The sequence below is a fragment of the Roseobacter sp. genome, from assembly GCF_024639605.1.
In the GTDB taxonomy this organism is placed as follows: domain Bacteria; phylum Pseudomonadota; class Alphaproteobacteria; order Rhodobacterales; family Rhodobacteraceae; genus Roseobacter.
This window is the reverse complement of the sequence record NZ_JAHEHZ010000006.1, coordinates 21,308-48,206: the sequence shown is the minus strand read 5'-3', so window position 1 is coordinate 48,206 and position 26,899 is coordinate 21,308. Positions and strand designations below refer to the sequence as shown.

The 26,899-nt window shown below is 60.5% G+C and carries 29 protein-coding genes; 13 read left to right on the top strand and 16 right to left on the bottom strand.

Going from position 1 to position 26,899, the window contains the following annotated elements:
• Positions 1 to 248: 248 nt before the first annotated feature.
• The 5 genes from Q0M35_RS01855 to Q0M35_RS01835 all read left to right on the top strand — a co-directional run bounded on the left by Q0M35_RS01855 (position 249) and on the right by Q0M35_RS01835 (position 5,087).
• Positions 249 to 1,877, top strand: a complete 1,629-nt coding sequence (locus Q0M35_RS01855; protein ID WP_295311622.1) for a substrate-binding domain-containing protein — start codon at positions 249 to 251, stop codon at positions 1,875 to 1,877.
• A 413-nt stretch (positions 1,878 to 2,290) separates the two neighbouring features.
• A complete protein-coding gene (locus Q0M35_RS01850) occupies positions 2,291 to 2,515 on the top strand; it encodes a hypothetical protein (RefSeq protein WP_295311620.1) in 225 nt (74 codons plus the stop codon).
• Between the two features lie 56 nt (positions 2,516 to 2,571).
• Positions 2,572 to 3,678: a sugar ABC transporter permease gene (locus Q0M35_RS01845; protein ID WP_295311618.1), complete on the top strand. Its 1,107-nt coding sequence runs from the start codon at positions 2,572 to 2,574 to the stop codon at positions 3,676 to 3,678.
• A complete protein-coding gene (locus Q0M35_RS01840; RefSeq protein WP_295311617.1) occupies positions 3,675 to 4,589 on the top strand; it encodes a carbohydrate ABC transporter permease in 915 nt (304 codons plus the stop codon). The genes Q0M35_RS01845 and Q0M35_RS01840 overlap by 4 nt, the downstream gene beginning before the upstream one ends.
• A 90-nt stretch (positions 4,590 to 4,679) precedes the next feature.
• The gene (locus tag Q0M35_RS01835; protein WP_295311615.1) at positions 4,680 to 5,087 is read left to right on the top strand and encodes a DUF2177 family protein; all 408 of its coding nucleotides are present in this window, start codon (positions 4,680 to 4,682) and stop codon (positions 5,085 to 5,087) included.
• A 6-nt stretch (positions 5,088 to 5,093) separates the two neighbouring features.
• Here the strand turns inward: Q0M35_RS01835 and Q0M35_RS01830 are convergent, their stop codons facing one another.
• Genes Q0M35_RS01830 through Q0M35_RS01820 form a run of 3 tightly spaced genes read right to left on the bottom strand, consistent with a single transcriptional unit; the run spans position 5,094 to position 8,484 of the window.
• Positions 5,094 to 6,593, bottom strand: coding sequence for an FGGY family carbohydrate kinase (locus Q0M35_RS01830; RefSeq protein ID WP_295311614.1), 1,500 nt, complete (start codon positions 6,591 to 6,593; stop codon positions 5,094 to 5,096).
• Positions 6,593 to 7,687: a M42 family metallopeptidase gene (locus Q0M35_RS01825; protein WP_295311612.1), complete on the bottom strand. Its 1,095-nt coding sequence runs from the start codon at positions 7,685 to 7,687 to the stop codon at positions 6,593 to 6,595. The genes Q0M35_RS01830 and Q0M35_RS01825 overlap by 1 nt, the downstream gene beginning before the upstream one ends.
• A complete protein-coding gene (locus tag Q0M35_RS01820) occupies positions 7,684 to 8,484 on the bottom strand; it encodes a BtpA/SgcQ family protein (protein ID WP_295311610.1) in 801 nt (266 codons plus the stop codon). Before Q0M35_RS01820 ends, Q0M35_RS01825 begins: the two co-directional genes overlap by 4 nt.
• 94 nt (positions 8,485 to 8,578) lie before the next feature.
• On the opposite strand from Q0M35_RS01820, the gene Q0M35_RS01815 reads away from it, so the two are divergent.
• Together Q0M35_RS01815 and Q0M35_RS01810 are read left to right on the top strand one after the other, a co-directional pair.
• A complete protein-coding gene (locus Q0M35_RS01815) occupies positions 8,579 to 9,607 on the top strand; it encodes an aldo/keto reductase (protein WP_295311609.1) in 1,029 nt (342 codons plus the stop codon).
• Complete coding sequence (locus tag Q0M35_RS01810) at positions 9,604 to 10,455, top strand: amidohydrolase family protein (protein ID WP_366519630.1); 852 nt, start codon at positions 9,604 to 9,606, stop codon at positions 10,453 to 10,455. Before Q0M35_RS01815 ends, Q0M35_RS01810 begins: the two co-directional genes overlap by 4 nt.
• Here Q0M35_RS01810 and Q0M35_RS01805 read toward each other — a convergent pair.
• The 7 genes from Q0M35_RS01805 to Q0M35_RS01775 form a co-directional block, all read right to left on the bottom strand.
• Positions 10,440 to 11,285 (bottom strand): PfkB family carbohydrate kinase, encoded by an 846-nt coding sequence (locus Q0M35_RS01805; protein ID WP_295311607.1) that lies wholly within the window; start codon positions 11,283 to 11,285, stop codon positions 10,440 to 10,442. The two genes, Q0M35_RS01810 and Q0M35_RS01805, sit on opposite strands and share 16 nt — an antisense overlap.
• The gene (locus tag Q0M35_RS01800) at positions 11,282 to 12,268 is read right to left on the bottom strand and encodes a TIM barrel protein (RefSeq protein ID WP_295311605.1); all 987 of its coding nucleotides are present in this window, start codon (positions 12,266 to 12,268) and stop codon (positions 11,282 to 11,284) included. The genes Q0M35_RS01805 and Q0M35_RS01800 overlap by 4 nt, the downstream gene beginning before the upstream one ends.
• A 199-nt stretch (positions 12,269 to 12,467) precedes the next feature.
• Positions 12,468 to 12,767, bottom strand: a complete 300-nt coding sequence (locus tag Q0M35_RS01795) for a DUF4387 family protein (RefSeq protein ID WP_295311603.1) — start codon at positions 12,765 to 12,767, stop codon at positions 12,468 to 12,470.
• Positions 12,760 to 14,115, bottom strand: coding sequence for an acyclic terpene utilization AtuA family protein (locus Q0M35_RS01790; RefSeq protein ID WP_295311601.1), 1,356 nt, complete (start codon positions 14,113 to 14,115; stop codon positions 12,760 to 12,762). Before Q0M35_RS01790 ends, Q0M35_RS01795 begins: the two co-directional genes overlap by 8 nt.
• Positions 14,115 to 15,620: a tripartite tricarboxylate transporter permease gene (locus tag Q0M35_RS01785; RefSeq protein ID WP_295311599.1), complete on the bottom strand. Its 1,506-nt coding sequence runs from the start codon at positions 15,618 to 15,620 to the stop codon at positions 14,115 to 14,117. The genes Q0M35_RS01790 and Q0M35_RS01785 overlap by 1 nt, the downstream gene beginning before the upstream one ends.
• 1 nt (position 15,621) lies before the next feature.
• Positions 15,622 to 16,059 carry a tripartite tricarboxylate transporter TctB family protein gene (locus Q0M35_RS01780; RefSeq protein WP_295311597.1) on the bottom strand — a complete coding sequence of 146 codons (438 nt, stop codon included), beginning with the start codon at positions 16,057 to 16,059 and terminating at the stop codon, positions 15,622 to 15,624.
• Positions 16,059 to 17,027: a tripartite tricarboxylate transporter substrate-binding protein gene (locus Q0M35_RS01775; RefSeq protein WP_295311595.1), complete on the bottom strand. Its 969-nt coding sequence runs from the start codon at positions 17,025 to 17,027 to the stop codon at positions 16,059 to 16,061. The genes Q0M35_RS01780 and Q0M35_RS01775 overlap by 1 nt, the downstream gene beginning before the upstream one ends.
• Positions 17,028 to 17,127: 100 nt before the next feature.
• Between Q0M35_RS01775 and Q0M35_RS01770 the strand changes: the two genes are divergently transcribed.
• From Q0M35_RS01770 to Q0M35_RS01760, 3 genes are read left to right on the top strand one after another with little or no spacing between them, the layout of a single operon-like run.
• Positions 17,128 to 17,796, top strand: coding sequence for a response regulator transcription factor (locus Q0M35_RS01770; protein WP_295311593.1), 669 nt, complete (start codon positions 17,128 to 17,130; stop codon positions 17,794 to 17,796).
• Entirely contained in the window at positions 17,793 to 19,169 is a 1,377-nt protein-coding gene (locus Q0M35_RS01765) for a sensor histidine kinase (RefSeq protein ID WP_295311591.1), read from the top strand. Before Q0M35_RS01770 ends, Q0M35_RS01765 begins: the two co-directional genes overlap by 4 nt.
• Positions 19,139 to 20,164 carry a substrate-binding domain-containing protein gene (locus Q0M35_RS01760; RefSeq protein ID WP_295311590.1) on the top strand — a complete coding sequence of 342 codons (1,026 nt, stop codon included), beginning with the start codon at positions 19,139 to 19,141 and terminating at the stop codon, positions 20,162 to 20,164. The genes Q0M35_RS01765 and Q0M35_RS01760 overlap by 31 nt, the downstream gene beginning before the upstream one ends.
• An 89-nt stretch (positions 20,165 to 20,253) precedes the next feature.
• On the opposite strand, the gene rnhA is transcribed toward Q0M35_RS01760, so the two are convergent.
• The 6 genes from rnhA to Q0M35_RS01730 all read right to left on the bottom strand — a co-directional run bounded on the left by rnhA (position 20,254) and on the right by Q0M35_RS01730 (position 23,568).
• On the bottom strand, positions 20,254 to 20,706 hold the full coding sequence (gene rnhA / locus Q0M35_RS01755) for a ribonuclease HI (RefSeq protein ID WP_295311588.1): 453 nt from the start codon (positions 20,704 to 20,706) through the stop codon (positions 20,254 to 20,256).
• Complete coding sequence (locus Q0M35_RS01750; protein WP_295311586.1) at positions 20,699 to 21,292, bottom strand: class I SAM-dependent methyltransferase; 594 nt, start codon at positions 21,290 to 21,292, stop codon at positions 20,699 to 20,701. Before Q0M35_RS01750 ends, rnhA begins: the two co-directional genes overlap by 8 nt.
• A complete protein-coding gene (locus tag Q0M35_RS01745) occupies positions 21,289 to 21,741 on the bottom strand; it encodes a DUF3429 domain-containing protein (RefSeq protein ID WP_295311584.1) in 453 nt (150 codons plus the stop codon). Before Q0M35_RS01745 ends, Q0M35_RS01750 begins: the two co-directional genes overlap by 4 nt.
• Positions 21,738 to 21,989, bottom strand: coding sequence for a hypothetical protein (locus Q0M35_RS01740; protein WP_295311582.1), 252 nt, complete (start codon positions 21,987 to 21,989; stop codon positions 21,738 to 21,740). The genes Q0M35_RS01745 and Q0M35_RS01740 overlap by 4 nt, the downstream gene beginning before the upstream one ends.
• Entirely contained in the window at positions 21,986 to 22,936 is a 951-nt protein-coding gene (gene ispH, locus Q0M35_RS01735; RefSeq protein ID WP_295311580.1) for a 4-hydroxy-3-methylbut-2-enyl diphosphate reductase, read from the bottom strand. Before ispH ends, Q0M35_RS01740 begins: the two co-directional genes overlap by 4 nt.
• Before the next feature lie 77 nt (positions 22,937 to 23,013).
• Positions 23,014 to 23,568: an NYN domain-containing protein gene (locus Q0M35_RS01730; protein WP_295311578.1), complete on the bottom strand. Its 555-nt coding sequence runs from the start codon at positions 23,566 to 23,568 to the stop codon at positions 23,014 to 23,016.
• Positions 23,569 to 23,664: 96 nt separating this feature from the next.
• Between Q0M35_RS01730 and folK the strand changes: the two genes are divergently transcribed.
• From folK to Q0M35_RS01715, 3 genes are read left to right on the top strand one after another with little or no spacing between them, the layout of a single operon-like run.
• A complete protein-coding gene (gene folK / locus Q0M35_RS01725) occupies positions 23,665 to 24,306 on the top strand; it encodes a 2-amino-4-hydroxy-6-hydroxymethyldihydropteridine diphosphokinase (protein ID WP_295311576.1) in 642 nt (213 codons plus the stop codon).
• Positions 24,307 to 24,348: 42 nt separating this feature from the next.
• Positions 24,349 to 24,702, top strand: coding sequence for a DNA-directed RNA polymerase subunit omega (rpoZ, locus tag Q0M35_RS01720; RefSeq protein WP_169639358.1), 354 nt, complete (start codon positions 24,349 to 24,351; stop codon positions 24,700 to 24,702).
• Between the two features lie 34 nt (positions 24,703 to 24,736).
• Complete coding sequence (locus Q0M35_RS01715; protein WP_295311574.1) at positions 24,737 to 26,899, top strand: bifunctional (p)ppGpp synthetase/guanosine-3',5'-bis(diphosphate) 3'-pyrophosphohydrolase; 2,163 nt, start codon at positions 24,737 to 24,739, stop codon at positions 26,897 to 26,899.

Genomic DNA, 26,899 nt, shown 5'->3' with positions numbered 1-26,899 from the left:
GATTTCCGGATATCTGTAATTCTGACGTCTGACATGAGCCCCCCGCTCCCGATCTCATCGCGATGCTAGAGAAGGGAAATCTGGCTGTCCACGGCTCATGCGGCTTTTGTTGACACAATTCGAATCTCGACCATACTCGGGGCTCTGCGGGAGGAATAACCGGCTCTGGCTGTCGCCAAAGATAACAATCTGCGATGTCTGCTGTCCGCCTGCTTTTTAAAGATCTGATTTTTCCCGGGAGGACACACATGAAGGTCGAACTCTACAACTACATTCGTGCCGCGCAGAAAATGAACCGCCGCCAGATGCTCAAAGGATCTGCTGCAGTGGGCGCCATGGCGATGATGCCAAAAGGCGCGGCGATGGCCGATGCGCATGGCAATGTCCGTGCCGAGATTCTGAAGATCCCCGGCGTGGGTGCAGGGTCTCCGACCGACAGCGACTGGCAGAAGGTCGGTGAGCTGTGCCTCGGAGCGACCAAAGAGAACGTGGCCGAAGGCGAGTTTGAAGGGGTCGAGCTGACCTTCATGGGTCTGAACAACCAGAACCTGCATAACTTTCTCTTCCGCGGGTTCCTGAAGCCCTGGGAGGCCTATACCGGTGCCACGATCAACTGGATCGATCTGGCGCAGGCCGATTACAACGCGCGTTTGCAGCAGTCTATCGCGACAGGCACGGTTGATTTCGACATCGTCGAGATGGGTGCACCCTTTGAAGGCGACGTGCTGGGCAAGGGTCTGGCCTCAGAGATGCCCGACTGGGTAAAAGAGCAGATCGACATGGACGACTATGTCGATTACCTCAAAGAGCCGGTTGGTACATGGGACGGAAAAACCTACCGTGTCTCCATCGACGGCGACTGCCATTCGTTTGCTTATCGTACCGATTATTTCGGCGAGGGTTCTCTGACCGGCCGCGAGGTGCCCACTACCTGGCAGGAGATTAACGAGGTCTCCAAAGAGCTGATCGGCAAGGAAGATCCGCTGACCGGTCTGCCGGCGCATGGCTATCTTGATCCGCTCAAGGGCTGGGGCGGTTTCGGGTTTTATTTCCTTGAAAACCGCGCATCGGCCTATGCAAAGCACCCCAACAGCCCGGCCTGGCTCTTTGAGCCTGACACGATGAAGCCAATGGTGAATAACCCCGCCTGGGTTCAGGCTATTCAGGATGTGATGGACCTCATTGAGGCCGGCGCTTATCCGGCAGACCAGATCAACGCCGATCCGGGCACGACCGCGTTCCAGCAGTTCCTTGCGGGCACAGGCTCGATGCTGATGTGGTGGGGCGATGTCGGCTCATCCGCGCGCACGTCCGACACCTCTGTCGTTGGCGATGTCGTGGGATTTGGCATCAACCCGGCATCTGATCGCGTTTACAACGCGCAGGCCGGCGAATGGGAGGAGACCCGCAACGAAGCGCCCAATATGGCCTATATCGGCTGGGGCGTTTACGTGATGGCCACGGTTGAGGGCGACGAAAAGAAGAAGAAAGCTGCGTGGTCAGCCGCGGCGCATCTGGGCGGCAAAGATCTGTCGCTCTGGGCTTCGGCCTATCCGTCGGGTTTCCAGCCTTACCGCCAGTCGCACTTTCAGTATGAGGAGTGGGAAGAAGCCGGCTACGACCGCGCATTTGTAGAGGATTATCTCGGCTCGAACGCGGACAGCTACAACCACCCGAATGCCGCGATCGAACCGCGTATTCCGGGCATCTTCCAGTATTATTCCGTAGCTGAGGATGAACTGGCCAAGGGCTATGCCGGCCAGTACGGATCGGCGCAGGAAACTGCGGATGCCATCGCGGCGGCCTGGGAAAAGATCACCGACCAGATCGGACGCGAGAGCCAGATCGCACTTTATAAGGCGTCGCTCGGTCTCTGAGACTGCGGCACAGCTGGCTTAATCAGGATAAATGGCGCACGGGGTTTCGTGCGCCATTTTTCATCGTCCGGCCTTTGCCTTCGGATACATGCCGGGTCCCGGCTCCGGGCAGTGGAGCCACGATGTGTGGGTTGCGCAGGGATTATGCCATTGTTTTTTCACATCAATATGCACGCGTCCGGGTCCTGGTCTGCAGGCGCGGAATCCGTATCTGCGCCACATTCGCGCCACTTTACGATGTTAGCGCTGTGCCGCACTGACTGAAACAAACAAACCTCGGAGTACTCTGATGCCTGACGCCAGCATTTTTCTTATCATCGGGATGGTCCTTATCCTCGCCCTCGTCGTTCGTATGGCCCGCCGCAACCGTGAAGGTAGTGCAGGCCAGGACGTAAACGACTGACGCGATTGACATGCAGACCGACGCTATGAACGAAGGTCTTTTCAGCCCCGGTTTGCGTGCCTTTCCGGACAACCCGATGAACGGCGTTTTTATTGCGCTGTTCATCCTCGCTGTTGTCTGGCTCATCCGTCAGCTTACCGATCATCCGCGACGCAACGAGGATGATGGCAGCGGATCGATTGCCGGCGGCTGCAGTAGTTTCAGCGATGGCTGCAGCGGCGGTGACGGTGATTAACGCACTGTTTCATTTACAGGGTTAACAGTCGCCAAAGACGCGGCTAACCTCGGGACATGAGTACCGAGGGCGACCTGCTGCATACCGTCACGGCGGACAATATTTCTGAAGCGCGGCAGCGGACAGGGCGCTGGATGGTGCGTGCCTCGGCGGCGCTTGTCGTTCTTCTGGCGGTGTTTCAGTTCGCCCATGAAACCGGTCGTACCGACATCGGTTTCGCAACCTGGCGACCGGTGCTTTATGCCTATATGCTCTGGGCCACGGCGCTTTGTGCCGCTCAGGTGATCATCAACGGCGAAAAGGGCAAGCGTACGCTCTTTGTCCTGCCGGCTGCACTCTTTGTGATCAGCCTCGTTATCTTCCCGCTGCTCTTTGCCGGCTATATATCCTTTACCGACTGGAACCTTGCCTCACCTGATGGCCCGCAGCCCAATGGCTGGGACAATATGCGTGAGATGTGGAACGACGGGTTTTACTGGAACGCGCTGAAAAATATGGTGTATTATGTGCTGGCTGTCAGCGTGGAATATGTCATCGCGTTCGGTCTGGCGCTTTTGCTCAACGCGCAGATCAGGGCGCGGAAGTTCTTTCGCGTGGTGTTTCTGCTGCCGCTGATGCTCAGCCCGGTAGCCGTTTCATGGATGATCGGCAAATCGATGATGGAGATCCGCTTCGGGCCGATCTCGAGGCTTGCACGCGAGCTTGGCTGGGACAATCCGAGCTTTTTCGGCTCTCCCGAGATCGCGCGCTTCATGATCATGGCGATGGATGCCTGGACGTTTATCCCCTTCATGATGATCATGTTGCTGGCTGGTTTGCAGGCGCTGCCGCGCGAAGTCATCGAAGCCTCAAAAGTCGATGGCGCAAGCGGATGGCAAAGCTTCAAAGAGGTGATTTTCCCGCTGATGCTGCCGGTTTCCGTGACCGCCGTGGTGATCCGGATTATTTTCAAACTCAAGCTGGCGGATGTGATCATCAACGTCACATCCGGCGGGCCGGGCGGGGCCACTGACAGCGTCACAAGTTTCATTTTCCGCGAATACCGCGACCGGTCCAACGTCGGCTACGGGACGCTGCTGGCGATGGTATATCTGGTGCTGATCATCATATTCGTGACCCTGCTCCTGAAGCTGGTCAGCCGCTGGATGGAGCGACCTGCATGAGCGCTGTTTTTAAAAATCACCCGTCCGACCGGCGCATGAAAACCCGCTGGTGGGCCAGCCGCGTGGCGATCTATGCCGCGCTGATGACCTGGGCCGTAATTTGTCTGTTCCCGATCTTCTGGACGATCACCACCTCCTTCAAGCTTGCGCCTGACGTGATGAAGGGCAACCTCATTCCCTGGTGGGATTTCACGCCGCGCTGGAAAGGGTGGGAATCCTTAGGTCTCTCGCCGCGCCTTATCGGTGAGGTGTCCACCGTGCGCGAAGAATTCCTGAAGCGTTTCTGGAACAGCACAGTGGTCGCACTTTCGGCCTCGGCCCTTGCGGTCGTGCTGGGTTCGCTGGCGGCCTACGGTTTGTCGCGGTTCAGCTTTAAGTTCGGCTTCATGCGCAATTCCGATATCTCGTTTTTCTTCCTCAGCCAGATGATCCTGCCACCGGTGGTCCTGGCACTGCCATTCCTCGTGCTTTACCGTTCGCTTGATTTGCTCGACAGCCGCGTGGGGCTCATCCTGCTCTACACGCTGATGGTGCTGCCCATCGTCATCTGGATCATGCGCGATCAGTTTGAGGGCATCCCTGTTGAGCTTGAAGAAGCGGCCCTTGTCGATGGTCTCGGCATCTGGGGCGCATTTATCCAGATCGTTCTGCCCATCGCGCTGCCTGGCATGGTCGCGGCCTTCATCCTGAGCCTTGTTCTTTGCTGGAACGAGTATTTCTTCGCCGCACTGCTCACCTCGACGGATGCCAAAACCCTGCCTGTAATGGTGGCGTCCCAGACGGGGTCTCAGGGGATCAACTGGTGGTCGATGGCGGCGCTTTCTTCAGCCGCGATCCTGCCGCTGGTGGTGGTCGCTATCTTTCTGGAAAAATATATCATCAAGGGCATGGCCGCGGGGGCCGTGAAGTAGGCCACAGGCCCGTTTGCACCAGGCGATGGCCCGTTCGGAACCTTTTGACACTGTCGCGTGTTCGCTCAGAGTGCAACGACAGGAGCCGGTATGACGCTTGCCATTCTCTACATCGTGACCTTCGCGGTGTTTCTGGGCCTGGATTTTATGGGCCTTCGCTACATCGTGAAACCTGTGTTTGAGCGCGATATTGCCTCTCTTCTGCTCGACAGTCCGCGCCTGGGCCCGGCTGTGATCTTCTATGCCTTTTATATCGGAGTTCTGCTCTGGTTTGTCAGCTGGCCTGCGATGCAGGACGGGCGCGCGCTGCTTGCGGTGTTTGGTTCCGCGGCACTGATCGGTGCGATGGGTTACGGAACATACGAGTTCACCAATCTCGCCACGCTGAAGGACTGGACATGGCGCATGGTGGCCACTGATCTGATCTGGGGCACGTTGTTGACGGGGGTCTCGGCCACCGTGGGTGTGGCCGTTGCGCGCTGGTCCAGCGCCGTCTGAAGCTGGCTATGCCTGGGGCTGTCCAAGCGCCTCTGCGATGTCCTTTGTCTGCGAATAGAGCCGGCGAAAAAGCCCGTGCGCTTTTTCGTAAACCGGGTCGTGGCGGGCTGTGACTGTCCGGGAAACCGGGTTCCATTTCGTGATGTCACTGCGGTCGACCAAACCCACGGCGAGAGCCGCCATGAAAGCATCGCCAAAGCTCGCGCCGATGGTTTTTTCACAGACGATCTGGTCGATGCCGGTGATATCGGAGGTGGCCTGCAGCCAGAGTGCGTTCTGCGTGCCGCCCCCTACGGCGAGCAGTCTGGCAGGGGACTGGCCGAGGTCTGCGAAGGTGTCGGTAACGTGGCGGGTACCATGTGCGATCCCCTCAATCAGCGCGCGGTACATATCGCCGCGCGTGTGGGTAAGGTTGAGACCAAAGAGCACCCCTTTTGCGTTTGTATCGTGGACCGGTGTCCGCTCACCGGAGAAATAGGGCAGCATTAACAGCCCGTTTGCACCGGGCGGGCTTGCGGCAGCCTCGGCCGCCAGTGCGGGAAAGGCATCGTCCGCGTCGAGATCGCGCGCAACCTGATCCCGGAACCAGTGGGTCAGTGTGCCGGAGGTCGCCAGCCCCGCCATCGAGGCGTGTTCGCCCCTGAACAGCCAGGGCGCGTACCAGATGCGTGGATCGGCCGTGAGAGACCGGGTTCGCAGGATGATAAAGATCGTGGACCCGTACATCATCATCATGTCGCCGGGCCGGTCGACACCCACCGAGAGCGCCTCGGCGGCGGCATCAATGGTGCCTGCGGTCACGGGCGTTCCCTGCGCAAGCCCTGTTGCCCCGGCCGCAGCTGCTGTAATCTCCCCGGCGATCTCGTCCGACCACAACAGGCGGGGAAGTTTTTCCAACGGGATGATGTCATCGGCCAGGTCATCGACCCAGTCCTGCCTTTGGACATCATAGAGTGGCGAGAAATTCGCCGCGGTATAGTGGTCGATCACGACCTCACCGGTCAGACGCTGCACCAGAAAGCTGGTCGAGGTCAGGATATGCGCCGTCTTTTTGTACAGATCCGGATGGTTGCGTTTCAGCCAGAGGATTTTTGGCCCGACGGATTGTGATGTCAGCGCGTTGCCGCACCGTGCGATGGTCTGCTCTTCGCCGATGCGGTCCGTGAGCTCCTGCACTTCGGCAGCAGCACGGCCATCGACACCATAGAGCACGCCATTCATGAGCGGATCTCCCGCTGCATTCACCGGCAACATGCAGGGGCCGATGGCGCTGCAGGAAACGGCGCGGATGGCACCGGGGGCAATACCGCTTTCTTTCAGCAGCTTTCGGCAGACAAAAACGAAATCGCCCCACCAGTCTTCTTCCGGGCGGTGCTCTGCCCAGCCCGGACGCGGCACAAGCATTTTGTGGCCACGGGCCGCTTGTGCGACCACTGATCCGGTCATATCGACCAGAACGCCCTTGGTCTCATAGGTGCCGATGTCGATGCCGAGCGTATAATCCATCAGGTGTAGTCATCCCTGTCGAGCGAGAAGTCCGGGCCGATCCGGGCGAGCGCGGCCGCGAGCAGTCGCGTCAGCGCGCAGAGGTCTTCCAGATCGCAGACCTCACGGGCGGAATGTGAATAGCGCATCGGAAAGCCCAGATCGACGGATGCCACGCCTTCGCCGACCAGCTGAACATAGGACAGATCGGTCAGCACCCCGGTCTGCGCACTGCGCTGCAGCGGGATGTTCTGCGCCTGCGCCGTTGTCTCAAAAAGCTGCACCATGGCGGGGTGCGGGATCACACCATTGAGCGTGCCGCGTCCGTGAAATGAATAAAGGCTCATACCCGGCCCGCCGCCCAGCACCATATCGCCCCTGTCCGCCATATCGGGCGTATCCGTGGCCAGCATCAGATCAATCTGGATGGCGATGTCGGGTTGCAGTTTCTGCGCCAGGGGCAGGGCGCCGCGCAGGTTGAATTCCTCCAGCACGGTAAATGCGAGGTGCACCGGGGGGCCGCCCTCGCGGTCCTTCAGCAGCCGCGCGACTTCCAGCAACACGGCACATCCGGCGCGGTCATCCACGCTTGTCCCCGTGATCCGGTCACCGGCCAGATCGGTGGCCTGCGGCGCATAAACAACCGGCGCACCGATGCGGATGCCCGCTTCTTCAACGGCTTTTGCCGAGCCGAACCCGGTATCCACATAAAGTCCGGCGCAGGGCGTCACCGTATATTTTTCATCCGGCCGGGTCGCATGGTGGCTTTTGTTTGTGATAACGCCTGGCACATCGCGGCCTTCGCCGACACAGACCAGTACCTCCTGAGCAGCCAGCGCGCGCTCAGGCACGCCGCCAAGCCGTTCAAGACGCAACAGACCGTTTGTCTCAACCCGGCGCACGATAAAGCCGAGCTGATCCATATGGGTAAAAAGCATCACCGCCGGTCCTTCGCCGGGGAAATGCGCCACGAGATTGCCCAGCCTGTCGGAGCGGCTTTCCACGCCTGTTGCACTCAGCCGCTCACGCAGGGCCCGGCGCACACGGTCCTCATGGCCCGACAGGCCGGGGATGCGCATCAGGTCTTTCAGGTCGCGGCCTATGCGGTCTTTCATGCGCGGGCCTTCCGGACACGGTCCATGAAATCCTGCGCGCGGTCGGGATCGACGGCTTTCCAGGTATCACCGTCGGTTTTCAGAGAGGAGCCGACGATGCAGCCGTCGGCGATGGCCAGCACGTCGGCCACGGTGTCGTGTTTCACGCCGGTATTGGCCATCACGGGCGTGTCGGGCAAAACGGCCTTTACCGCTTCGAGATCAGACAGGGCAGCCGCCTCGCCGGTGATCTGACCAGAAACCAGCACGGCGTCGGGGATCGATGAAAAGACGGCACTGCGCGCCCGGTCGGGCAGCGGGCGCTGATCCAGCGAATGGGCAAATTCAGCCGAGACATTATAGAGCATCGCCATATCCGACCGCCCAAGCCGGTCGCGATACCGCATGGCGCGTCCCGCATCCGGGGTCCAGGGGCCCATGTCGGAGGCATAGCTGCCGGTGAATATCTCGCGCACAAACCCCGCGCCGGTGGCAGCCCCCAGCGCAATCGTGGACATCGGATCCCAGAGCACGTTCACGCCGAAAGGCACGGTAATCTCGGACCGCAACTGTCCGATCAGCATCGCCATCGCAGCAGTCGATGCCCGGTCCACCTCGAACTCATAGGGGCGGTCATTTTCATTGCCGAACATCACCGCGTCAAAGCCAGCGGCCTGCAGGGCCAGAAGATCGGCGCGGGCGGCAGCCAGCAGATCAGCCTCCGGATCATAGAGCGGGCTGCCAGGCAGCGCACCGATATGCACCATGCCTATGACGGGCTTTGGCTCGCCGAAAACCGCTTTGAACCTTGATGTCATTTCTGGCCCTCCCCAGGGCCTCAGCTTACTGCTCTGATCTGGCCTTGCAACGGTATTCCGGTGTAAGCTCGCAGGAGCAAAAATGGAGAGCAGTATGGTTTTGAAAACGCGGCACCTGGACCGCCTCGGCAACGGCGGTGTCACCTTCACGGAGCTTGGTTTCGGGGGGGCACCGATTGCCAATCTTTACAGCGCGATCAGCGACGAAGACGCGCGGGCGACGCTGGATGCCGGCTGGGAAGGCGGTGTGCGCTATTTCGATACGGCGCCGCTTTACGGGATGGGCCTGTCCGAGACCCGGCTCAATGCGTTTCTGCGTGACAAACCGCGCGATGACTACGTGCTTTCAACGAAAGTGGGCCGGCTCATTCAGGCCTGCGCGCCAGAGCACCGGTCAGGGGTGGGCAAATGGTTCGACGTACCGGTGCGCCGCGAGCATTTCGATTACACCTATGACGGCGTGATGCGATCGTTTGAGCATTCGTTCTCGCGGCTCGGTGTGGAGCGTATCGATATCCTTTACGTGCATGATCTGTGCATTTTCACGCATGGCTCCAAAGAAGTCTCAGATATGCGGATCGAGGAATTCTTTGCCGGACGGGGCTATGACGCGATGGTATCTCTGCGGGATCAGGGGCTGATCCGGGCCATCGGTGGCGGCGTAAATGAGTGGGAGGTTTGCCAGACCCTTGCCGAACGGGGCGATTTCGATCTTTTCCTTCTGGCCGGGCGCTACACGCTGCTCGAACAGAAGGCGCTCGACAGCTTCCTGCCGCTTTGTGAAAGCCGCGGTATCGGGATCGTCACAGGCGGGCCCTATAACTCAGGAATTCTCGCCACAGGCGCGCGGCAGGGTGCTATGTATAATTATGACCCCGCGCCACAGGATGTGATGGACCGGGTGAGTGCCATCGAAGCGGTCTGCAAAGAACATAACGTGCGTCTCGTCGATGCTGCCTTCCGGTTCCCGCTGCTGCATCCGGCGCATGTGTCGGTCATTCCGGGTGGCAAGAGTGTTGCTGAAATGCAGGGCAATCTGAAGGCGGCACAGGCCGACATCCCGGACGCTCTCTGGACGGAGCTCAAATCAAGGGGTCTGCTGCGCGAGGACGCGCCCACGTGACGCTGCCCCGGATCGACGCGCACCAGCACTTCTGGCAGCCGGCGCGCGGCGATTACGACTGGATGCCCCGGGACGTGCCGGAGCTGAACCGTGCTTATGCGCCGGATGATCTCGCGCCGGCGCTTGCCGCGCACCAGATCGGCGGGACGGTTCTGGTTCAGGCGGCGGCAACAGTGCATGAAACTGAATATATGCTGGGTCTTGCCGATGCCTCACCGATGATCCGCGGCGTGGTAGGGTGGATCGATTTTGAGGATCCCGCGCACCTCAGCCATCTTGAGCGTTTCGCGAGGCACCCGAAATTTCTTGGCGTGCGCCCGATGATCCAGGATATTTCCGATGACAACTGGATGCTGCGCGAGGATGTTCAATGGGCCTATGGCGCATTAACTGATCTGGATCTGACTTTTGATGCGCTCGGATTTCCGCAACATATCCCGAATTTTCGCCGCCTGATAAGCAAGTGGCCGGACCTGCGGGTGGTTTTTGATCACTGCCTCAAGCCACAGATTTCGGAGGCGCAACAGGGTCGGAACAGCTTTTCTGACTGGGCTGAGGGTATCACGGCGCTGGCTCAGGAGACCGGTGGGTACTGCAAACTTTCCGGGCTGGTGACTGAGGCCTCAGAAGACGTCAGCATCGAAGATCTGCGTCCATTTGCCCGCCATGTCCTCGACAGTTTCGGACCAGGGCGTGTGATGTGGGGGTCTGACTGGCCGGTGTGCCGGTTGCGCTGCGAATACGGTGACTGGTTAGATATGGCGCGGGAGCTGACTGCGCATCTCCCGGCGGGCGAGCAGGCGCAGATATTCGGCGGAACAGCGGCGCGGTTTTACCGGCTCGGCTGAGCATTGAGAAATGCCGTGACCTGATCGCGGGTCATTGCGGCGCGGGCTGCGAGGTCCGAGGCCACATGCAGTGCTGCGGCGGCCTGGGCGAATCCGATGGCCTCTTGCGGTGTCTGGCCGCTGGCAACGCTCGCGGCCAGCGCACCGGCAAACATATCTCCCGCGCCGTGGCTGGAAACGGGGCGGACCTCAGGTGCGGGATATGTGCGCCCCCTGAAGCGCACCCCGCCAGCGCCAAGTGTTTTCAGCACCTCCGGTCCACCACTCAAATCTTTGTAGAAGGCAGCCTCCACACGGTTGACGAGCAGAAGGTCGCAACTCGCCACAAGCGATGACGACAGCGTCCGCGCCGGAGCGGCGTTGAGCCAGACGGGAACGCCCGAAGCGCGGGCCTTGCGGGCCACCGCGGCATTTACCGCATCCGGTATTTCGTTCTGCAGCAGAACCAGCTTTGTGCCATTCGGAATTCGGATTGCGTCAGCATCGATGTTCAGGTTGGCAGCCGATACGATCACTGCACCATAATCACCATCAGCGTTCACGATCGCCACGCTCATGCCGCTGGGTCCCGGATCCGGTTGCAGCTGTTGCGTGTTTACGCCCGCGGCCGCCAGTGTGTGCCGCAACGAGTGACCGAATGTGTCGCTGCCGGCGCGGCCTGCGAAATGTACCTGCCCGCCCATGCGCGCGGCGGCGATGGCCTGGTTGCCGCCCTTGCCGCCAAAGACATAATCGACGCCGCTCCCGGTAACAGTTTCATCGATGCCGGGAAGATGCGGCGCCCGGGTCACCACGTCCAGATGAAGCGATCCGACAACCAGCAGCGTCACTTTAACATCGCCGCCTGAACCAGCCGCATCGCCAGAGGCGCGTCCTGGGCCGCAATGGCAGCACGCAGATCAGCATCGCCGACAAGCCCTGATGCAATTGCGCGCAGTCGGTTAACGACCTCAATATTGGTGCGTGCCTCCTCGACCGGATCGAGGCCCGAGTGATCGGGAAACGTGTCAAAATAGATCGCGCCGTCATAGCCCGCGCGTTCCAGTTCGACCAGCAGTTCAACCGTCTGCACAGGATGCACCGCCCCGACCATCAACCCGTTGTCCCACTTGCCGTAGCCGTCGTTCAGATGCACCCCGAGAATTTTGGAGTGACGTGCGACGAGGGCTGCGGCAAAGGCCGGCATTTCATCTGCATAAAGCACATGGGCAAAATCGAGCGTCACGCCGGTGTTCGCTCGTCCGATGTCGCGCAGGGCCAGCAAGGTTGTCGCCGCATCCGGCATCAGCGCAAAGGCGCGGGGCTCGTTGGGTTTGTACTCCAGCGCGATATCGATCTGCGGGTTGTGATCGGCCACTTCGGCCATCGCCGCGATCGTGTCGTCCCAGGCGCGGGCATAGTCCATCTGAAACGAATAATCGAACCCGTCCTGACCCATCCAGAGCGTCATCAGCCGCCCCCCCATCTCCGCCAGAGCATCCAGCCCGCGTTTTGTTTCGTCGATGGCTGCGCGGCGCACTGTGGCATCGGGATGCGTGAATGCGCCCAGTTTATAGCCGGGATCGGTGTAGTACCGCATGGCGAGACCGTTGAGCACCATGCCGTTGTCGTTCAGCGTACGGGTCAGATCCGCCGGGGTGTCAGAGACAAAATGATCCGGATAATTCAGATCCGCCGCCGTCAGACCGGCCGTGGCTGCCCGCGCGAGCAGATCACTGGTGGTCACGATATTCCTGCCCGGCCAGTAGTCGGCAGCACCGATTTTAAAGGCGTTGAGACGGGCAGCGAAACGGGGGGTGGCATTGTCCTGCATGTCGCGACCTTATCCGGGCCCGCCAGTGGTGGCAATTTGCATATCCGGCTGGTCATGAATGCGGGTCTGAATCTCCGCGCGGTTCGCACTGGCCTTTCGTTCCGACGGTATGCAGGCGGTTATTTCAGGAAAGCTCAGAACTCACATGGCGTCGGACAATCGTTCGCCGGCGGGCTTCAGGCTCTCACCGGGTCGCTGCTCAGATAACAGTTTCGCCCAGCAGAGCAGCCCAGGAGGCACCGTGCATGTCCCGGTCGTGCAGCGATCCCTGCACTGCAGGCCGGGGCAGGCTGAACTTCACGACCTGCAGATCCGGTATATCGAACCTTTTTATTGTCTGGCGCCGGGTGCCGAACACCTCCGCTACCCGGGATGTAGCCAGACCGTCCCGCACACGCTCATAGGCCGCCTGCGATCCACAGAAGATATCGATGGTCAGCCAGAAGGGCCCGGCGTTTTTGCTGCGGACCTTGGTCACGAGAGAGCGAAGTTCAGGCAAGATCGATTACCTCCAGGCGAAAGGCGTCCATCGGGTTCTTCAGGTGCAGAACGTGGTTGAGCACAAACTCGAACACCTCACCGTGATGCATCTCGGGCGGGGAGAACATAAAGGCAAATGTCGGCTGTTCCTCTTCCCGGGTCAGCGGGTGGTGCAGCAGATAGGGGTTCAGCATTTTGCCGATCTCCGAGGCTCGGGCGGCATCGGGGGCGGTAATGATCGCAATGACACCGATCTCAAATGGATCGCCGGTGCGGGTCTCGAGCGTGCCGAAGCTGGCGGAATGCCCCACAAGGCGCAGATCGAGCGTATAATCTTCCGCTGCGAGACCCATGCGCGCTTCGATCTTTGCGCTGCACTTTGCGATAATGTCATCAGCCCAGGCAGCGGCATTGGCGACGTAAAGCGGATCGCGCAGCAGCGCGATGGTCACGGTCCGGAAACCCACGGCACGCGTGCCTTCGAGTTTCACGGTATAGTCATCTGCCGGCACCCATTCGGAGCCTTCGACCCTCACCGAAGTGTCATCTGCTGCTTTATAAACGGCGCCGGTCACATCAAGGTGTCCGCCGGGTTCAAACAGGATGAAGGGGTCCGCATTCTCATAGAGCATATGAGCGGACACAGTGTGCGGGCTGGCATGCGCGCCATCTGCCAGCGGTGTCACAGTAAAGCCCGTGGCGTCGAAATCGATCATGATGACACCCGATTGCGGATTGGTGGCACAGAGCGCGCCGCATTCGCCGATCTTGGCTCCGTGCCAGGCGCCGCCGGCGTGGCAGTCGCGCATCAGCGGCAGTGCTGCGATTATCGCGGTGTCGGTTGTGCGCCCGGCGATGATGATGTCCGCACCGGTTTCCAGTGCCGCGGTGATCTGCTCTGCCCCGGCAAGGGCTACGATGTTTGTACAGTCCGCGATGGCATCCGCGTCGATATCCGGGGCATTGCCCAGGGGGGTGATGCGCCCGTCCTTCCATGCCTGTGCGGTCGCGGCGGGATCCTGACCGCTGCGCAGTACGGCGATTTTCAGCGGGGTGCCCTGTTCTGCGGCGATCTCGCGCGTGATATCGAGCATCCAGTCAACCGCGCTGTCCGCGCCGCAGGTGCCGGCGGTGCCGATCACCAGCGGCACACCGGCCTGTGCCCGGGCCGCCATCAGCCCGGCCCATTCCGATTTCACCGACGCGCGCGCGTATTTCGACACACCCCGCCCGAGATAAGCCGGGCCGCTGTCGGTTGAGCCGCCGTCAATGGCGATGATATCCGGCCCTGCCGCGATGCCGCGCTGCAGGGCCGTTTCGTCATAGTTCAGCCCGAGCGCGCCGGAGGGAACCAGCACACGGACCATCAGTCTGTGATCGCCGGCGGCTTTTTCAGGACACCGCGCAGGAACATTGGTGCCACGAAGCCCGCGATGGCAGCGATCCAGAGCCCGACGGCGATGGGTGTCGAGAAGAGGAACATGGCGTCTCCGTCTGAGAGCACCATGGCGCGGCGCAGCGCGTCTTCCATATTGCCGCCGAGCAGGATGCCGAGGATGACCGGCACCGTCGGGATATCGAGCTTGCGCAGGATGTATCCCAGAACACCAAATCCGACCATCAGCAGCAGGTCAAAGTAGCTGCCCGAGAGCGAGTAGATGCCCACAAATGAGATCATCGTGACCCCGGGCAGCAGCACCCACGCCGGCACCATCAGAACCTTCACAAAGATTTTGACCATCGGCACGTTCATCAGAAGCAGCACTACATTCGCGATCAGCAGCGAGGCAATGAGGCCCCAGACCACTTCGGGCCGCTCGGTAAAGAGCGTGGGCCCGGGTGTGATGTTGAGCGTCATCAGCAGGGCGAGCAGCACCGCGGTGGTGCCGGAGCCCGGCACCCCGAGCGTCAGCATCGGCACCAGGGCGCCGCCGGCTGCTGAGTTGTTTCCGGCTTCAGGCGCGGCGACCCCTTTGGCCACACCTGTGCCAAAGCCACCCTTTTCCCCGGCGATGGATTTTTCCGACATATAAGCCAGAAAAGAGCCCAGCGACGCCCCCGCGCCAGGCAGGATGCCGGCAATAAAGCCCACACCGGAAGCGCGCAGCATGGTCCATTTGGTGTCCATGATGTCTTTCCAGGGAATGCGGACCTTGTCGAGTTTGACGCCGATGGAGGAGCCTTTTCCGTGGCTTTCGATGAAGAAGAAGACTTCGGCAATGGCAAACAGGCCAACGATAGCCACAAGAAAATCGATGCCGTCATAGAGGTGCAGGTTGCCCCCCGTGAGGCGGGGCAGGCCGGAGGAGCTGTCCACGCCGATCATGGCAATGCCCAGACCGATACAGGAGGCAAGCGCTGCCTTGGCCTGGTTGTTGGAGGCCATGCCGCCAAGCGTGCAGAAGGCCAGCAGGTAGAGCGCGAAATACTCAGCAGGACCAAAGAGGTAGGCCACGCGCGCCAGCATCGGCGCCAGCAGCATCAGACCGACCGTTGCAAGGAACGCCCCGACAAAGGACGCCACACCGGAGAGCACCAGCGCATCACCCGCGCGGCCCTGTCTGGCCATCGGATAACCGTCGAGCGTTGTCATCAGGGCAGGCTCATCGCCGGGGATGTTAAGCAGGATCGAGGAGATCCGCCCGCCATACATCGCGCCGTAGTAGACCGATGTCATCAGCACCAGCGCGGAGGTGGCATCAAGCCCCATGGTAAAGGTAAGTGGGATCAGAATGGCGACCCCGTTGGAAGGCCCGAGCCCCGGCAATGCGCCGATGATTGTGCCCAGAAAACAGCCCGCAACAGCCAGGGCCAGCGTGAAAGGGGAGAGCGCGATGCCAAATCCCAGAGCGAGGTTTGCAAAGATTTCCATCTCAGAACCAGCCTTTCGGGAACCCTGCAAGGCTCAGCCCCAGCGCATATTTAAAGAGAACATAGAGGCCGATCGAGAGCCCGAGACCCGAGAGAGCGGCAGCCACAGGGCGGGGCGAGATCTGGTAGCTCAGAATGCCAGCAGCGGCGATTGTCGGGATCACGAAACCGAATGGTTTCAGCGTAAAAGCATAGATGATCAGAACCACGACCGCGACAGCAAGCGCACCCCAGGTGCGCGCGGCCGGCCAGTCGGGATCAGGATCAGGTTTTATGATCATGACCAGCGAGCACAGAGCCGCCACAGCACCGATCAGCATCGGAAAGGCTTTGGGGCCAACGGGGTCGGTGAGAAAGCTGGTCTGGATCTGCGTGGCGCTCGCGATGTATGCGAGCGCCACAAAGAGCGTGACCAGACCGAAAATCCGGTCACTTGCCATTACTGGATAACTCCCAGCTCTTTGGACATGGCGTTGATCTCAAGCACCAGATTGTCCACGTAGGACTGGAAATCGCCACCGACTTTGGTGAAGGGCGCCAGACCGTTCGCTTCCATCGCCGCTGCCCACTCATCGCTGTCGGCGACCTGCTGCAGTTTGCCGGCCCACTCTTCGAACTTCTCGTCAGAGATGCCTTTGGGCACGTAGAGGCCGCGCCAGTTTACCGCGACCACGTCATAGCCCTGTTCTTTGGCTGTAGGGATATCCTCAAATCCCGGTACCCGCTCGTCGGTCAGAACCGCAATGACACGAACCTCACCGGCTTTCAGAAAGCCCACGATCTCGGACATATCGCCGGTCATCGCCTGGGTGAAACCTCCGACCGTCTGGGTGATCGCATCCGCGCCACCGTCAACACCGATGTATTTTACCTTTTTGATGTCGTCAAAACCTGCGCGCTGCAGGATCATCAGCGGTTTGATGTGGTCAAAGCCACCCACTGCGGAGCCACCGGCGAAGGCCACGGAACCGGGATCGGCTTTGATCGCTTCAACCAGATCATTCAGCGACTGATAGGGGCTGTCGGCTGCAACAACGATCACACCCGGGTCGGCGCCGATAGCACCGACAAAACGTACCTGATCCGCGGTCATTCCGGCATAGGCGTTCTGTGCCAGACGCGTGGAGGTGGCGGTAGAGGCCGCGATGATCAGATCCTCGTCGGTGTTGCGTTCTGCAACAACGTGGTTATAGGCAAGGCCGCCACCGGCACCGGCCATGTTGGTGACCTGCACGGGCTGGTCGACAGCGCCGATGTCATACATGATTTTGCCGATCTGGCGGCAGGTGAAATCCCAGCCACCGCCGGGGTTCGCAGGGGCGATGCACTCTGCGGCTGTCGCAGCCGTGCCGGCACCCAAAGTAAGTACGGCACTCGCTACGAGCGCCTTGAAAAGACGTTTTGTCATTGGTTCCTCCCATTTGACACGCGGGTCTCCACCCGCTTGTGTGGTCATCAGACTGTAAGAACCTGACACCAACCTGTCACGTCGGAAGAACATCGCGCCAATGAGATACCTGCTGGTAGAAGACAACGCCGATCTGGCCGCAGCGCTTACGGGCCGGTTTGCGCTGGCCGGTCATGTGGTTGATCACGCGGATTGTCTGAATGACGCGGAGCTGGCCACCAGAACTACAGATTACGATCTGATTTTGCTTGATATTATGCTGCCTGACGGTGACGGACGCAGCTTTCTTAAACGTCACCGGGCGGCTGATAACCCCACGCCTGTCATCGTGCTCACGGCGCGGTCCGAGGTGTCGGACAGGGTGGGGCTGCTGGATCTGGGCGCGGATGACTACATCACCAAACCCTTTGATTACACCGAACTTGAGGCCCGCGTGAGGGCTGTTTTGCGCCGTCTGGGCGGGGCTGCGGCCAATACACGTGAGTTCGCCGGGTTGTCATTTGATTCGACGACCGGGATGATTTCTGCCGCCGGAAGCTCGGAACAGCTGCGCAACCGCGAAACCCGTTTGCTGGAGGTGTTCTTTGCAGCCCCGGGCCAGGTCTTTTCAAAATCGCATCTGATGGACAGGTTGTTTTCTTTCTCTGACGAGGTCTCGGAAAATGCTATTGAGGTCTATGTCGGCAGGCTGCGCCGCAAGCTTGCGTCCTCAGAGGCGACCATCGAGACCGTGCGGGGGCTGGGGTACCGGATGGTGCGCCGCGAATGAACGCACAGCTTCCGTCGATCCGGCGGCGCCTTGTGGTGCAGCTGGCGCTGGTTGCGGCTCTGCTGTCGGTCGCGTTCTTTTTGACCGTGCGGGGGGTAGCCGGCAATGCAACCGAACAGACCCAGGACAGTATCCTTGCGGCATCGGCGGCATCGATCGCCGATGCGGTCTATTCCGATGACGGGGCGGTGCGGGTTGAGTTACCCTATTCCGCTCTGTCGATGCTGGGCACGGTTTCAGAGGACCGGGTGTTTTACCGGGTCATTGTCGATGGCGAAACGCTCACCGGATATGATGATCTGCCGGTACCTTCCGGGCGTGCCGGCCCGCGTGCACCGCTCTTTGATACCTATACCTATCGGGGTGACAGCCTGCGTTCGGTGGTGATCAGCCGGGCATTGTCGGGCGCGAGCCGGCCGCGCCGGGTCGAGGTTGTCGTGGCGCAGACCCGGCTTGGACTGGAAGTGATCTCAGCGCGGATTACCGGCACGGCCACCGCCATCGCCGTGGCGTTTTTCCTCGTGGCGACAGCCCTCAGTGCCCTTGCCGCGCGGAACGCTTTGCAACCGCTTAACCGGCTGGCGGAAACGATGGCGCGGCGCGGCCCGAAAGACCTGCGCCCGGTGACCGACGAGACTCCCGAAGAACTGGCGCCTCTGGTCGCCGGGCTGAACAGTTTCATGCAGCGGCTCGGAGCCGCCCTGACCCGGTCAGAGGATCTGATCGTTGAGGCCGCGCACCGGGTGCGCACGCCGCTGGCCACTGTGCGCACGCAGGCAGAGGTCATGCACCTGCAGGTGGAGAAGCCTGCAAACCGTTCCGCACTGCGCCAGATGATCCGGGCGGTGGATGAAAGTTCGCGCTCGGCCGGGCAGCTTCTGGATCATGCAATGGTGACGCTGCGATCTGATCAGCTGGAGACAGAAGAGACCGATCCCGGCGAGCTTTTGCACGACGTCGTCGGGCGGCTGGGTCCGACCGCGGAGCTGAAAGACATCACCATCCGTCTGGAACTGCCACCGGAGCAGACCCGGGTCATGGGCGATCCGATCCTGTTGCAGAATGCGGTTCGCAATATCCTCGACAATGCGATCAAGTACTCTGCGGCAGAAACTGATATCACCGTTCGGCTGGAACCCGGAAACCCCTGTCGTCTGGTCTTTTGCGATCAGGGTCGCGGGTTTGCTGCTGCAGACATCACACGGCTGCCGGACCGTTTTTCACGCGGATCCAACGTGAGTGATGTGGTCGGCTCCGGCCTGGGACTGACCATTGTGGCCGATGTGGCGCGCGCCCACGGCGGCTCACTTGAGATTGCTGATAACCCGGAAGGAGCCGGCGCATGCGTCACGCTTGTCTTGCCTTCCTGCTGATTGTCCGGATAACGGCTGCCGGCGCTTTTGAGATTGAGGAGAGCCACCTTTATCCCGGTGGCGACACTGAGCTGCGCATTCTCTCGACAGCCGACAGCGAGGTGTTTGACCCGATCATCCGCGCCTTTCAGAGCGAAAATCCGGGTCTCAGCATCACGTATGATGTGGCTTCTTCGGCCCAGGTGATGACCGCGCTTTACCGCGAGGGCGCCGCCTATGATCTGGCGATCTCCTCGGCAATGGATCTGCAGACCAAACTGGCGAATGACGGGCTGGCGCTCGCGTACCGGTCCGAGGCCACCGCGCGGCTGCCGGGGTGGGCGCGCTGGCGTGACCGCGTATTTGCATTCACCCAGGAGCCGGCAGTGCTGGTGATCAACGAAGCCGCTCTCGCCGGGCTGGAACTGCCGCATAACCGCGAGGGTCTGATTGCCCTGCTGCGCGGTAATCCCGGTATCTTTGACGGGCGCATCGGCACCTATGACGTGCGCATCTCCGGACTGGGCTATCTTTTTGCCACGCAGGACTCGCGCAATACCGAAAGTTACTGGCAGCTCACCGAGATTATGGGGCGCCTGAACACGCGGCTTTATTGCTGTTCGGGCGATATGATTGCCGCTGTCGCGCGGGGTGAGCTTGCGCTGGCCTATAACGTTCTGGGCTCTTATGCGCGTGCGCGCCTTGCTGAGACACCGGGTATCCGGATCATCGAAATGGAGGATTTTGTTTCCGTGATGCTGCGCACCGCACTGATCCCGCAAACCGCAGTCGCCACTGAAGAGGCCGGCCGCATGATTGATTTCCTCGCGGGGATGCGGTCCCGGCCTGAGCTCGCAGCACAGTCCGGCCTGCCGCCTGTCGATCTTGACGAAAGCGATGCGAATGCAGCGGTTGTGCGACCGATCCGGCTCGGTCCGGGACTGCTTGTGTTTCTGGACCGGATGCGGCGCGATACGTTCCTGCGCAGCTGGGTCAGCTCTGTCGAACAGGACTGACCCGCGTTCCCGGCGTATCCACGGCCCATTGTCCTACGGGTCAACTGCCATGCTGCCCGGAGACGCGATGTCACGCCAAAGCGCGAACGTCACTTTTTGAACGGTGCCATCCCGGCACGAGCCAGTTCGTCGGCGCGTTCGTTTTCAGGGTGGCCAGCATGCCCCTTTACCCATTCCCAGGTCACGCGGTGCCGGCTGTTGGCTTCATCGAGCCGCTGCCAGAGCTCAGCATTTGCGACCGGCTTTTTCGCCGCATTTTTCCAGCCGTTCTTTTTCCAGCCGTGGATCCAGGACGTGATGCCGTTTTTCACGTAATTGCTGTCCGTGATGATAGTGATCTCGCTGTCGCGGCTGAGCGATTCAAGTGCGTTAATGGCCGCGAGCAATTCCATACGGTTATTGGTGGTCTGCGCTTCGCCCCCCTTAAGCTCGCGTTCTTTGACAACCGTGTCACCCTCCATCGCGCGCAGCAGCGCACCCCAGCCGCCCGGTCCCGGATTACCTGAACAGGCACCGTCAGTATAAGCGTAAAGCTCAGGCACGGGCGATGATCCTGACCCAGGGCGCGATCACACCATCAAGGCCGGCATCTTCTCCGGTCGTGACCTCTGAAACAGTGAAGCCCGCCGTTTCAAGAAGCCCGCTCAGCTCGTTCGTGGTGTAATAGGTGTAGAGCCTTCCGATTTTGTCGCGTTTGCTGCCGGTGCCGGTTTTCATGCCGATGTGAAACACCCCGCCCGGTCTGAGCGCGCGGGCGATAGCAGCCAGATACCGCGGAAAATCCTCGCGCGGGGCGTGCAACAACGAGAAACTTGCCCAGATGCCGTCATAGCAGGCGGTGCATGTCAGATCGTCAAAGCTTTTCTGCTCAGCATTAACGCCCTCGTTGCGGGCGGCGAGCGTGACCATTTCGGGTACCGGATCCCAGGCCGTCGCCCGCAGACCCGCGCGCGCCATGGCCGCCGCGGCGGCCCCGGGGCCGCTGCCCAGGTCGAGCACCTCTGCCTCTTCTGGCAGGGCGCGGGTAAATGCGGCAAGTGCCGGATTGCTTTGCCTATCGGCAGCTGCAAGTGCTGCATACTCATCAGCCCGGGCCGCATAGACCGACAGTGTTTCTTTGTCGCTCACAGGAAGACCCCCGTGCAGAGCGACGCCACGACAACCACTGTCAGAAGAACCCGCAGCGACATCCACCAGGGCGGCGTCAGACCCCACCTCCAGAAGGCGAAATCAAGGATGAGCAGCCCGGTAAATCCGAAAATCAGGTTCGTGCCCGCGGCGACAGGCCCGCCACCGGTCATGAAAAAAGCCCAGAGCGCCGGGATGACAGAGAGCGTGTATCCGGTCGCGGCCTGCGCACCTTCGGCGCGGGTCGCAAAACCCCAGAGCACGCCGGACATGAAAGAGAGTATCACCGAGCCGTAAAAGAGCTGCACGTAAGGCCCGATAAAGCGCGGGCCGAGATAGGTGGCACCCCATTGCGCCAGCGGGTCATTCAGATAAGTGGCAGCCCCCCAGACAAAGGGAATAAGCCCCGCAAGGCCCAGGATCAGCGGTGCCGGTGGAATACGGCTCACAGGGCGGCCGCCAGGTTTCTGGCGCGGATCCGGCAGATTTCAGGGCGTCCGGCTCTGTGCGCGCAGTCGGGCGATGTGTGCCCGCGCTCCGGTGCCATGGCGTCGACGCGCGACGTGCGGCCCGCTGTTCGTAGTGCCAGGGCCACATCGGCGGGTAGTCCTGACCTGATCTGCGCTGCATGATGTCGCTGCATCGCTTTGACAGTGCCGGTTATGTCGCCGGCCCGGGCAATTACCTTGTCGCTCATGCCGGCTCCCGCAGCACGCGGGGGACTTTGAACTCGACGTTTTCCACGGCCGTTTCGACCAGTTCGCGCGTGACGTCATAGCGGTTCTCAAACGCTGCAATGACCTCGTTGATCAGCACTTCGGGGGCAGAGGCCCCGGCAGTGATGCCGATACTTCTGATCCCGTCCAGAGCGCGCCAGTCGATATCATCCGCGCGCTGTACGAGTTGCGCATAGCCGCAGCCTGCGCGCGCGCCGACCTCGACGAGGCGTTTCGAGTTGGAAGAATTCGGGGCACCGACCACAAGCATGGCATCGCATTTGGGTGCCATCGCCTTCACCGCTTCCTGGCGGTTGGTCGTGGCATAGCAGATGTCTTCTTTATGCGGACCGACGATTGCCGGGAACCGCGCCTGCAGCGCCGCGACCACATCGGCCGTGTCATCCACACTCAGCGTCGTTTGTGTGACATAAGCCAGGCGGTCAGGATCGCGCACATTGACCGTTGCAACATCCGCCGGGGTTTCGACAAGCAGCACATCGCCCTCGGGCAGCTGGCCCATGGTCCCGACGGTTTCGGGGTGGCCCGCATGGCCGATCATGATCATCTGCAAACCGTTATCGGCATGACGCTGTGCTTCGATATGCACCTTGCTGACCAGAGGACAGGTGGCATCGACATAGACCATCTCGCGCTTCTCAGCGGCCTGCGGCACAGATTTCGGCACCCCGTGGGCGGAAAAGATCACCGGCCGGTCGTCGGGACAGTCGGCAAGCTCTTCGACGAAAACGGCGCCTTTGTCCCGCAGCCCGTCCACCACGTATTTGTTGTGCACGATTTCATGGCGCACAAAGACCGGTGCGCCCCATTTCTCCAGCGCCATCTCAACAATACGGATTGCACGATCCACGCCCGCGCAAAATCCGCGGGGCGCTGCCAGATAAAGGGTGAGGGGCGGTCTGATCATAGCGTTCTCCGGTTCGTTGAGCCAGAGGTAAGGCTTTGACCGCTCAGCGTCCAGTCATCAGCGCCCGGTCAGGCGCCTCAGGCCTCGTTTGCGTCGGCAAATTCGCGTGGCGGGCGGCCGATTACGTCTTTGAGCTCATCGAGCTCAATGAAGTTGTCGGCCTGGCGGCGCAGATCGTCCGAAATCATCGGCGGCTGGCTGCGGATGGTGGAGACCACCGAAACCCGGACACCCGAGCGTTGCAGGCTTTCCACAAGGGGGCGGAAATCGCCGTCGCCGGAGAACAGAACGATGTGATCGACGCGCGGGGCAAGTTCCATGGCATCGACGGTGAGTTCGATGTCCATGTTTCCCTTCACTTTGCGGCGGCCCATGCTGTCGGTGTATTCTTTGGCCGGTTTGGTGACCATCGAAAAGCCGTTATAGTTGAGCCAGTCCACCAGCGGGCGGATCGGAGAATATTCGTCATTCTCAAGCAGAGCGGTGTAATAAAAAGCCCGGAGAAGTTTGCCGCGGCGCATAAATTCCTGCCGCAGAAGCTTGTAATCGATGTCAAAGCCAAGCGCTTTTGCGGCCGCGTAGAGATTCGAGCCGTCTATGAACAGAGCGAGCCGCTCGTCCTTATAAAACATTGTCAGTCCTTCCGTGGGGAGGATGCTGGTACTTTGATTTTCGTTATGCGTAATAGTTGAGCATCCGTCGGACGCGCAAAATAAGGTTTTTTCCAGGTGTCGCAAGAGAGCAAGCCCTCAAACATAAGCGAAAACCTGCCTCAAATCCGGTCAGTTGTCCTGATTGCCCTTGGGGCGAACCTGCCCTCGGCCTGGGGTGACCCTACGGAAACGTTACAAAAGGCCGTGTCGCGGGTCAACAACCGGATCGGAGTGATTCGCGCGCTGAGCGGTCTTTACCGCACTCCGGCCTTTCCGTCGGGCAGTGGTCCCGATTTTGTGAATGCGGCACTTGCGGCTGAAACGTCTCTCAGCCCGGTAGAGGTTCTTTCCGCGTTGCATACGATTGAGGCCGGTGCCGGACGCGAGCGCACTGTAAGGTGGAGTGCGCGCGGACTTGATCTTGATCTGATCGCGGCCGGCGATCTGGTACACCCGGACAGCTCGACCCACAAAGAATGGTATAACCTGACGCTCGACGACCAGATGAAACGGGCGCCTGAGACGCTGATCCTGCCGCACCCGAGGATGCAGGAGCGTGCCTTTGTGCTGGTCCCGCTTTGCGATGTGGCGCCGGACTGGGTGCATCCGGTCTGCGGCCGCAGCATATCTGAGATGTGCGCGGCCCTGCCGCAAGGCGCTGTTGACCAGGTTCAAAAGCTGCATTCTGCGCTTGTAAAACCGCATAAAGGCGCCTAGATAACGCACTTCTGATACACCTTACATCCGCTGGAGAGCTCCATGGCCCGCGTCACCGTTGAAGATTGCGTCGATAAAGTCCCGAACCGTTTCGAACTGGTTATGCTGGCTGCGCATCGTGCACGTGAGATTTCCTCCGGCGCTGCGATCACCGTGAACCGTGACAACGACAAGAACCCTGTCGTGTCCCTGCGTGAAATCGCCGATGAGACGCAGAGCGCCGAAGAGCTGCGCGAGCGCCTGATCGAGAGCAATCAGAACCAGATCGAGGTTGATGAGCCGGAAGAAGACGCAATGGCGCTTCTGATGGGGGCCGAACAGGACAAGCCGGAAGAAGACAGCATGTCCGAAGAGATGCTGCTGCGCCAGCTTATGGCCGCACAGGGGCAGGGCTGATATCAGCTCCTCCCCGGCCTGAAGGGCGGACGGGATGACGATCACAGCAGATGAAGATCTCGGCATTTCAGCGGATGGTCTCATCGCTCTGGTCAGAAACTACAACCCGAAGACAAATGCAAAGCAGATCCGTGCCGCCTATGACTACGGGCGCGATATGCATGAAGGGCAGCTGCGGCATTCGGGCGAGCCTTATTTCAGTCATCCCGTCGCGGTTGCTGCGATTCTGACAGAACAGCAGCTGGATGATGCGACAATCATTACTGCCCTGCTGCATGACACGATCGAGGACACCAAAGCCTCTTATTCCGAGGTCGAAAAGCTCTTCGGCCCGGAAGTGGCAGGGCTCGTGGACGGTGTCACCAAGCTGACGAACCTGCAGCTCAATTCCACCGAGACAAAACAGGCCGAAAATTTCCGCAAACTCTTCATGGCGATGTCCAAGGATCTGCGGGTCATTCTGGTCAAGCTCGCCGACCGTCTGCACAATATGCGCACCATCAAGGCCATGCGTCAGGACAAACAGGCGCAAAAAGCACGGGAGACCATGGATATTTTTGCCCCGCTCGCCGGGCGCATGGGTATGCAATGGATGCGCGAAGAACTCGAGGATCTTGCGTTTCGTGTGCTCAACCCGGACGGACGTGCCTCGATTATCCGGCGATTTATCAACCTGCAGCGTGAATCGGGCGATGTGATCCAGCGGATCACCGGCGATATGCGGCTGGAACTGGACAAGGCGGGCGTGGAAGCAGAAGTTCTGGGCCGTGCGAAAAAACCCTATTCGATCTGGCGCAAAATGCAGGAGAAAGACCAGAGCTTCAGCCGCCTGTCGGATATTTACGGCTTCCGGATCATAACGAGCAGCGAGGAAGACTGCTACCGCGCCCTCGGGGCCATTCACCAGCGCTGGCGCGCGGTGCCGGGCCGCTTCAAGGATTACATCAGCCAGCCAAAAACAAACGGATACCGGTCGATCCATACCACCGTTTCCGGACGGGACGGCAAACGCGTTGAAGTCCAGATCCGCACCATCCAGATGCACGACGTGGCCGAAACCGGTGTGGCCGCCCACTGGTCTTATCGCGACGGTGTGCGCTCACAGAACCCCTTTGCGGTGGATCCGGCGCGCTGGATTACCACGCTGACCGAACAGTTTGACGCCGAAGAGGATCACGAAGACTTTCTCGAAGCGGTCAAGCTTGAGATGTATTCCGATCAGGTCTTTTGCTTCACACCAAAGGGCGAGGTGGTGAAACTGCCGCGCGGGGCAACGCCGATCGATTTTGCTTTTGCCATTCACACCCGGATCGGCATGGCCTGTGTCGGGGCCAAGGTCGACCACATGCGCGTGCCGCTCTGGACGCGGCTGAAAAACGGACAGTCTGTTGAGATCATCACCGCCGAGGGGCAGAGCCCGCAGGCCACGTGGCTCGACATTGCAACGACCGGCAAAGCGCGTTCAGCCATCCGTAAATCGCTGCGTGAAGAAGACCGTGCGCGGTTTGTGAAACTCGGGCGCGAACTGGCTCGTTCGGCGTTTGAGCATGTGGGCCGCAAAGCCACCGACAAGGCGCTGTCGACGGCGGCGCGCAATATGCGCCTGAAAGACCGCGATGATCTGATGGCGCGTCTCGGCAGTGCCGAGATCACCGGGCGTGAAGTGGTGCAGTCGGTCTACCCGGATCTTGTCCCGAAACCGGGAGAGAAGGTCGACGTGCGCCGCGCGGTGATCGGCCTGTCGCCGGGGCAGTCGTTTGAGCGCGCATTCTGTTGCCAGCCGCTGCCCGGAGAGCGGATCGTGGGTATTACTTTCCGCGGGCGCGGTGTGGTTGTTCATGCCATCGATTGTGACCGTCTCGGCGCTTACGAAGATCAGCCAGAGCGCTGGCTCGATCTGCACTGGCACGACGGCAGCCACCCGGCGGTTTATGGTGCGACGCTTGAGGTCACGCTGAATAATGACGCAGGCACCCTGGGGCGCATCTGTACGCTGATCGGCGAAACCCGTGCAAATATTTCTGACCTGCAATTTATCGACAGGAAACCTGACTTTTACCGTCTTCTGATCTATGTGGAACTCAGGGATGTCGCGCATCTGCACTCTTTGATGCTGACGCTTGAGGCTGAGAGCGATGTTGCGGCGGTGTCCCGCGCGCGCAACATGTCGCGGCCTTCAGTCGAATCTCCTGCCTGA

Excerpts from the sequence above, each read along its gene's own strand:
- Q0M35_RS01855 (WP_295311622.1), top strand. The coding sequence starts at position 249 with ATGAAGGTCGAACTCTACAACTACATTCGTGCCGCGCAGAAAATGAAC.
- Q0M35_RS01850 (WP_295311620.1), top strand. The coding sequence starts at position 2,291 with ATGCAGACCGACGCTATGAACGAAGGTCTTTTCAGCCCCGGTTTGCGT.
- Q0M35_RS01845 (WP_295311618.1), top strand. The coding sequence starts at position 2,572 with ATGAGTACCGAGGGCGACCTGCTGCATACCGTCACGGCGGACAATATT.
- Q0M35_RS01840 (WP_295311617.1), top strand. The coding sequence starts at position 3,675 with ATGAGCGCTGTTTTTAAAAATCACCCGTCCGACCGGCGCATGAAAACC.
- Q0M35_RS01835 (WP_295311615.1), top strand. The coding sequence starts at position 4,680 with ATGACGCTTGCCATTCTCTACATCGTGACCTTCGCGGTGTTTCTGGGC.
- Q0M35_RS01830 (WP_295311614.1), bottom strand. The coding sequence starts at position 6,593 with ATGGATTATACGCTCGGCATCGACATCGGCACCTATGAGACCAAGGGC.
- Q0M35_RS01825 (WP_295311612.1), bottom strand. The coding sequence starts at position 7,687 with ATGAAAGACCGCATAGGCCGCGACCTGAAAGACCTGATGCGCATCCCC.
- Q0M35_RS01820 (WP_295311610.1), bottom strand. The coding sequence starts at position 8,484 with ATGACATCAAGGTTCAAAGCGGTTTTCGGCGAGCCAAAGCCCGTCATA.
- Q0M35_RS01815 (WP_295311609.1), top strand. The coding sequence starts at position 8,579 with ATGGTTTTGAAAACGCGGCACCTGGACCGCCTCGGCAACGGCGGTGTC.
- Q0M35_RS01800 (WP_295311605.1), bottom strand. The coding sequence starts at position 12,268 with ATGCAGGACAATGCCACCCCCCGTTTCGCTGCCCGTCTCAACGCCTTT.
- Q0M35_RS01790 (WP_295311601.1), bottom strand. The coding sequence starts at position 14,115 with ATGGTCCGTGTGCTGGTTCCCTCCGGCGCGCTCGGGCTGAACTATGAC.
- Q0M35_RS01785 (WP_295311599.1), bottom strand. The coding sequence starts at position 15,620 with ATGGAAATCTTTGCAAACCTCGCTCTGGGATTTGGCATCGCGCTCTCC.
- Q0M35_RS01780 (WP_295311597.1), bottom strand. The coding sequence starts at position 16,059 with ATGGCAAGTGACCGGATTTTCGGTCTGGTCACGCTCTTTGTGGCGCTC.
- Q0M35_RS01775 (WP_295311595.1), bottom strand. The coding sequence starts at position 17,027 with ATGACAAAACGTCTTTTCAAGGCGCTCGTAGCGAGTGCCGTACTTACT.
- Q0M35_RS01770 (WP_295311593.1), top strand. The coding sequence starts at position 17,128 with ATGAGATACCTGCTGGTAGAAGACAACGCCGATCTGGCCGCAGCGCTT.
- Q0M35_RS01765 (WP_295311591.1), top strand. The coding sequence starts at position 17,793 with ATGAACGCACAGCTTCCGTCGATCCGGCGGCGCCTTGTGGTGCAGCTG.
- Q0M35_RS01760 (WP_295311590.1), top strand. The coding sequence starts at position 19,139 with ATGCGTCACGCTTGTCTTGCCTTCCTGCTGATTGTCCGGATAACGGCT.
- Q0M35_RS01740 (WP_295311582.1), bottom strand. The coding sequence starts at position 21,989 with ATGAGCGACAAGGTAATTGCCCGGGCCGGCGACATAACCGGCACTGTC.
- ispH (WP_295311580.1), bottom strand. The coding sequence starts at position 22,936 with ATGATCAGACCGCCCCTCACCCTTTATCTGGCAGCGCCCCGCGGATTT.
- Q0M35_RS01730 (WP_295311578.1), bottom strand. The coding sequence starts at position 23,568 with ATGTTTTATAAGGACGAGCGGCTCGCTCTGTTCATAGACGGCTCGAAT.
- rpoZ (WP_169639358.1), top strand. The coding sequence starts at position 24,349 with ATGGCCCGCGTCACCGTTGAAGATTGCGTCGATAAAGTCCCGAACCGT.
- Q0M35_RS01715 (WP_295311574.1), top strand. The coding sequence starts at position 24,737 with ATGACGATCACAGCAGATGAAGATCTCGGCATTTCAGCGGATGGTCTC.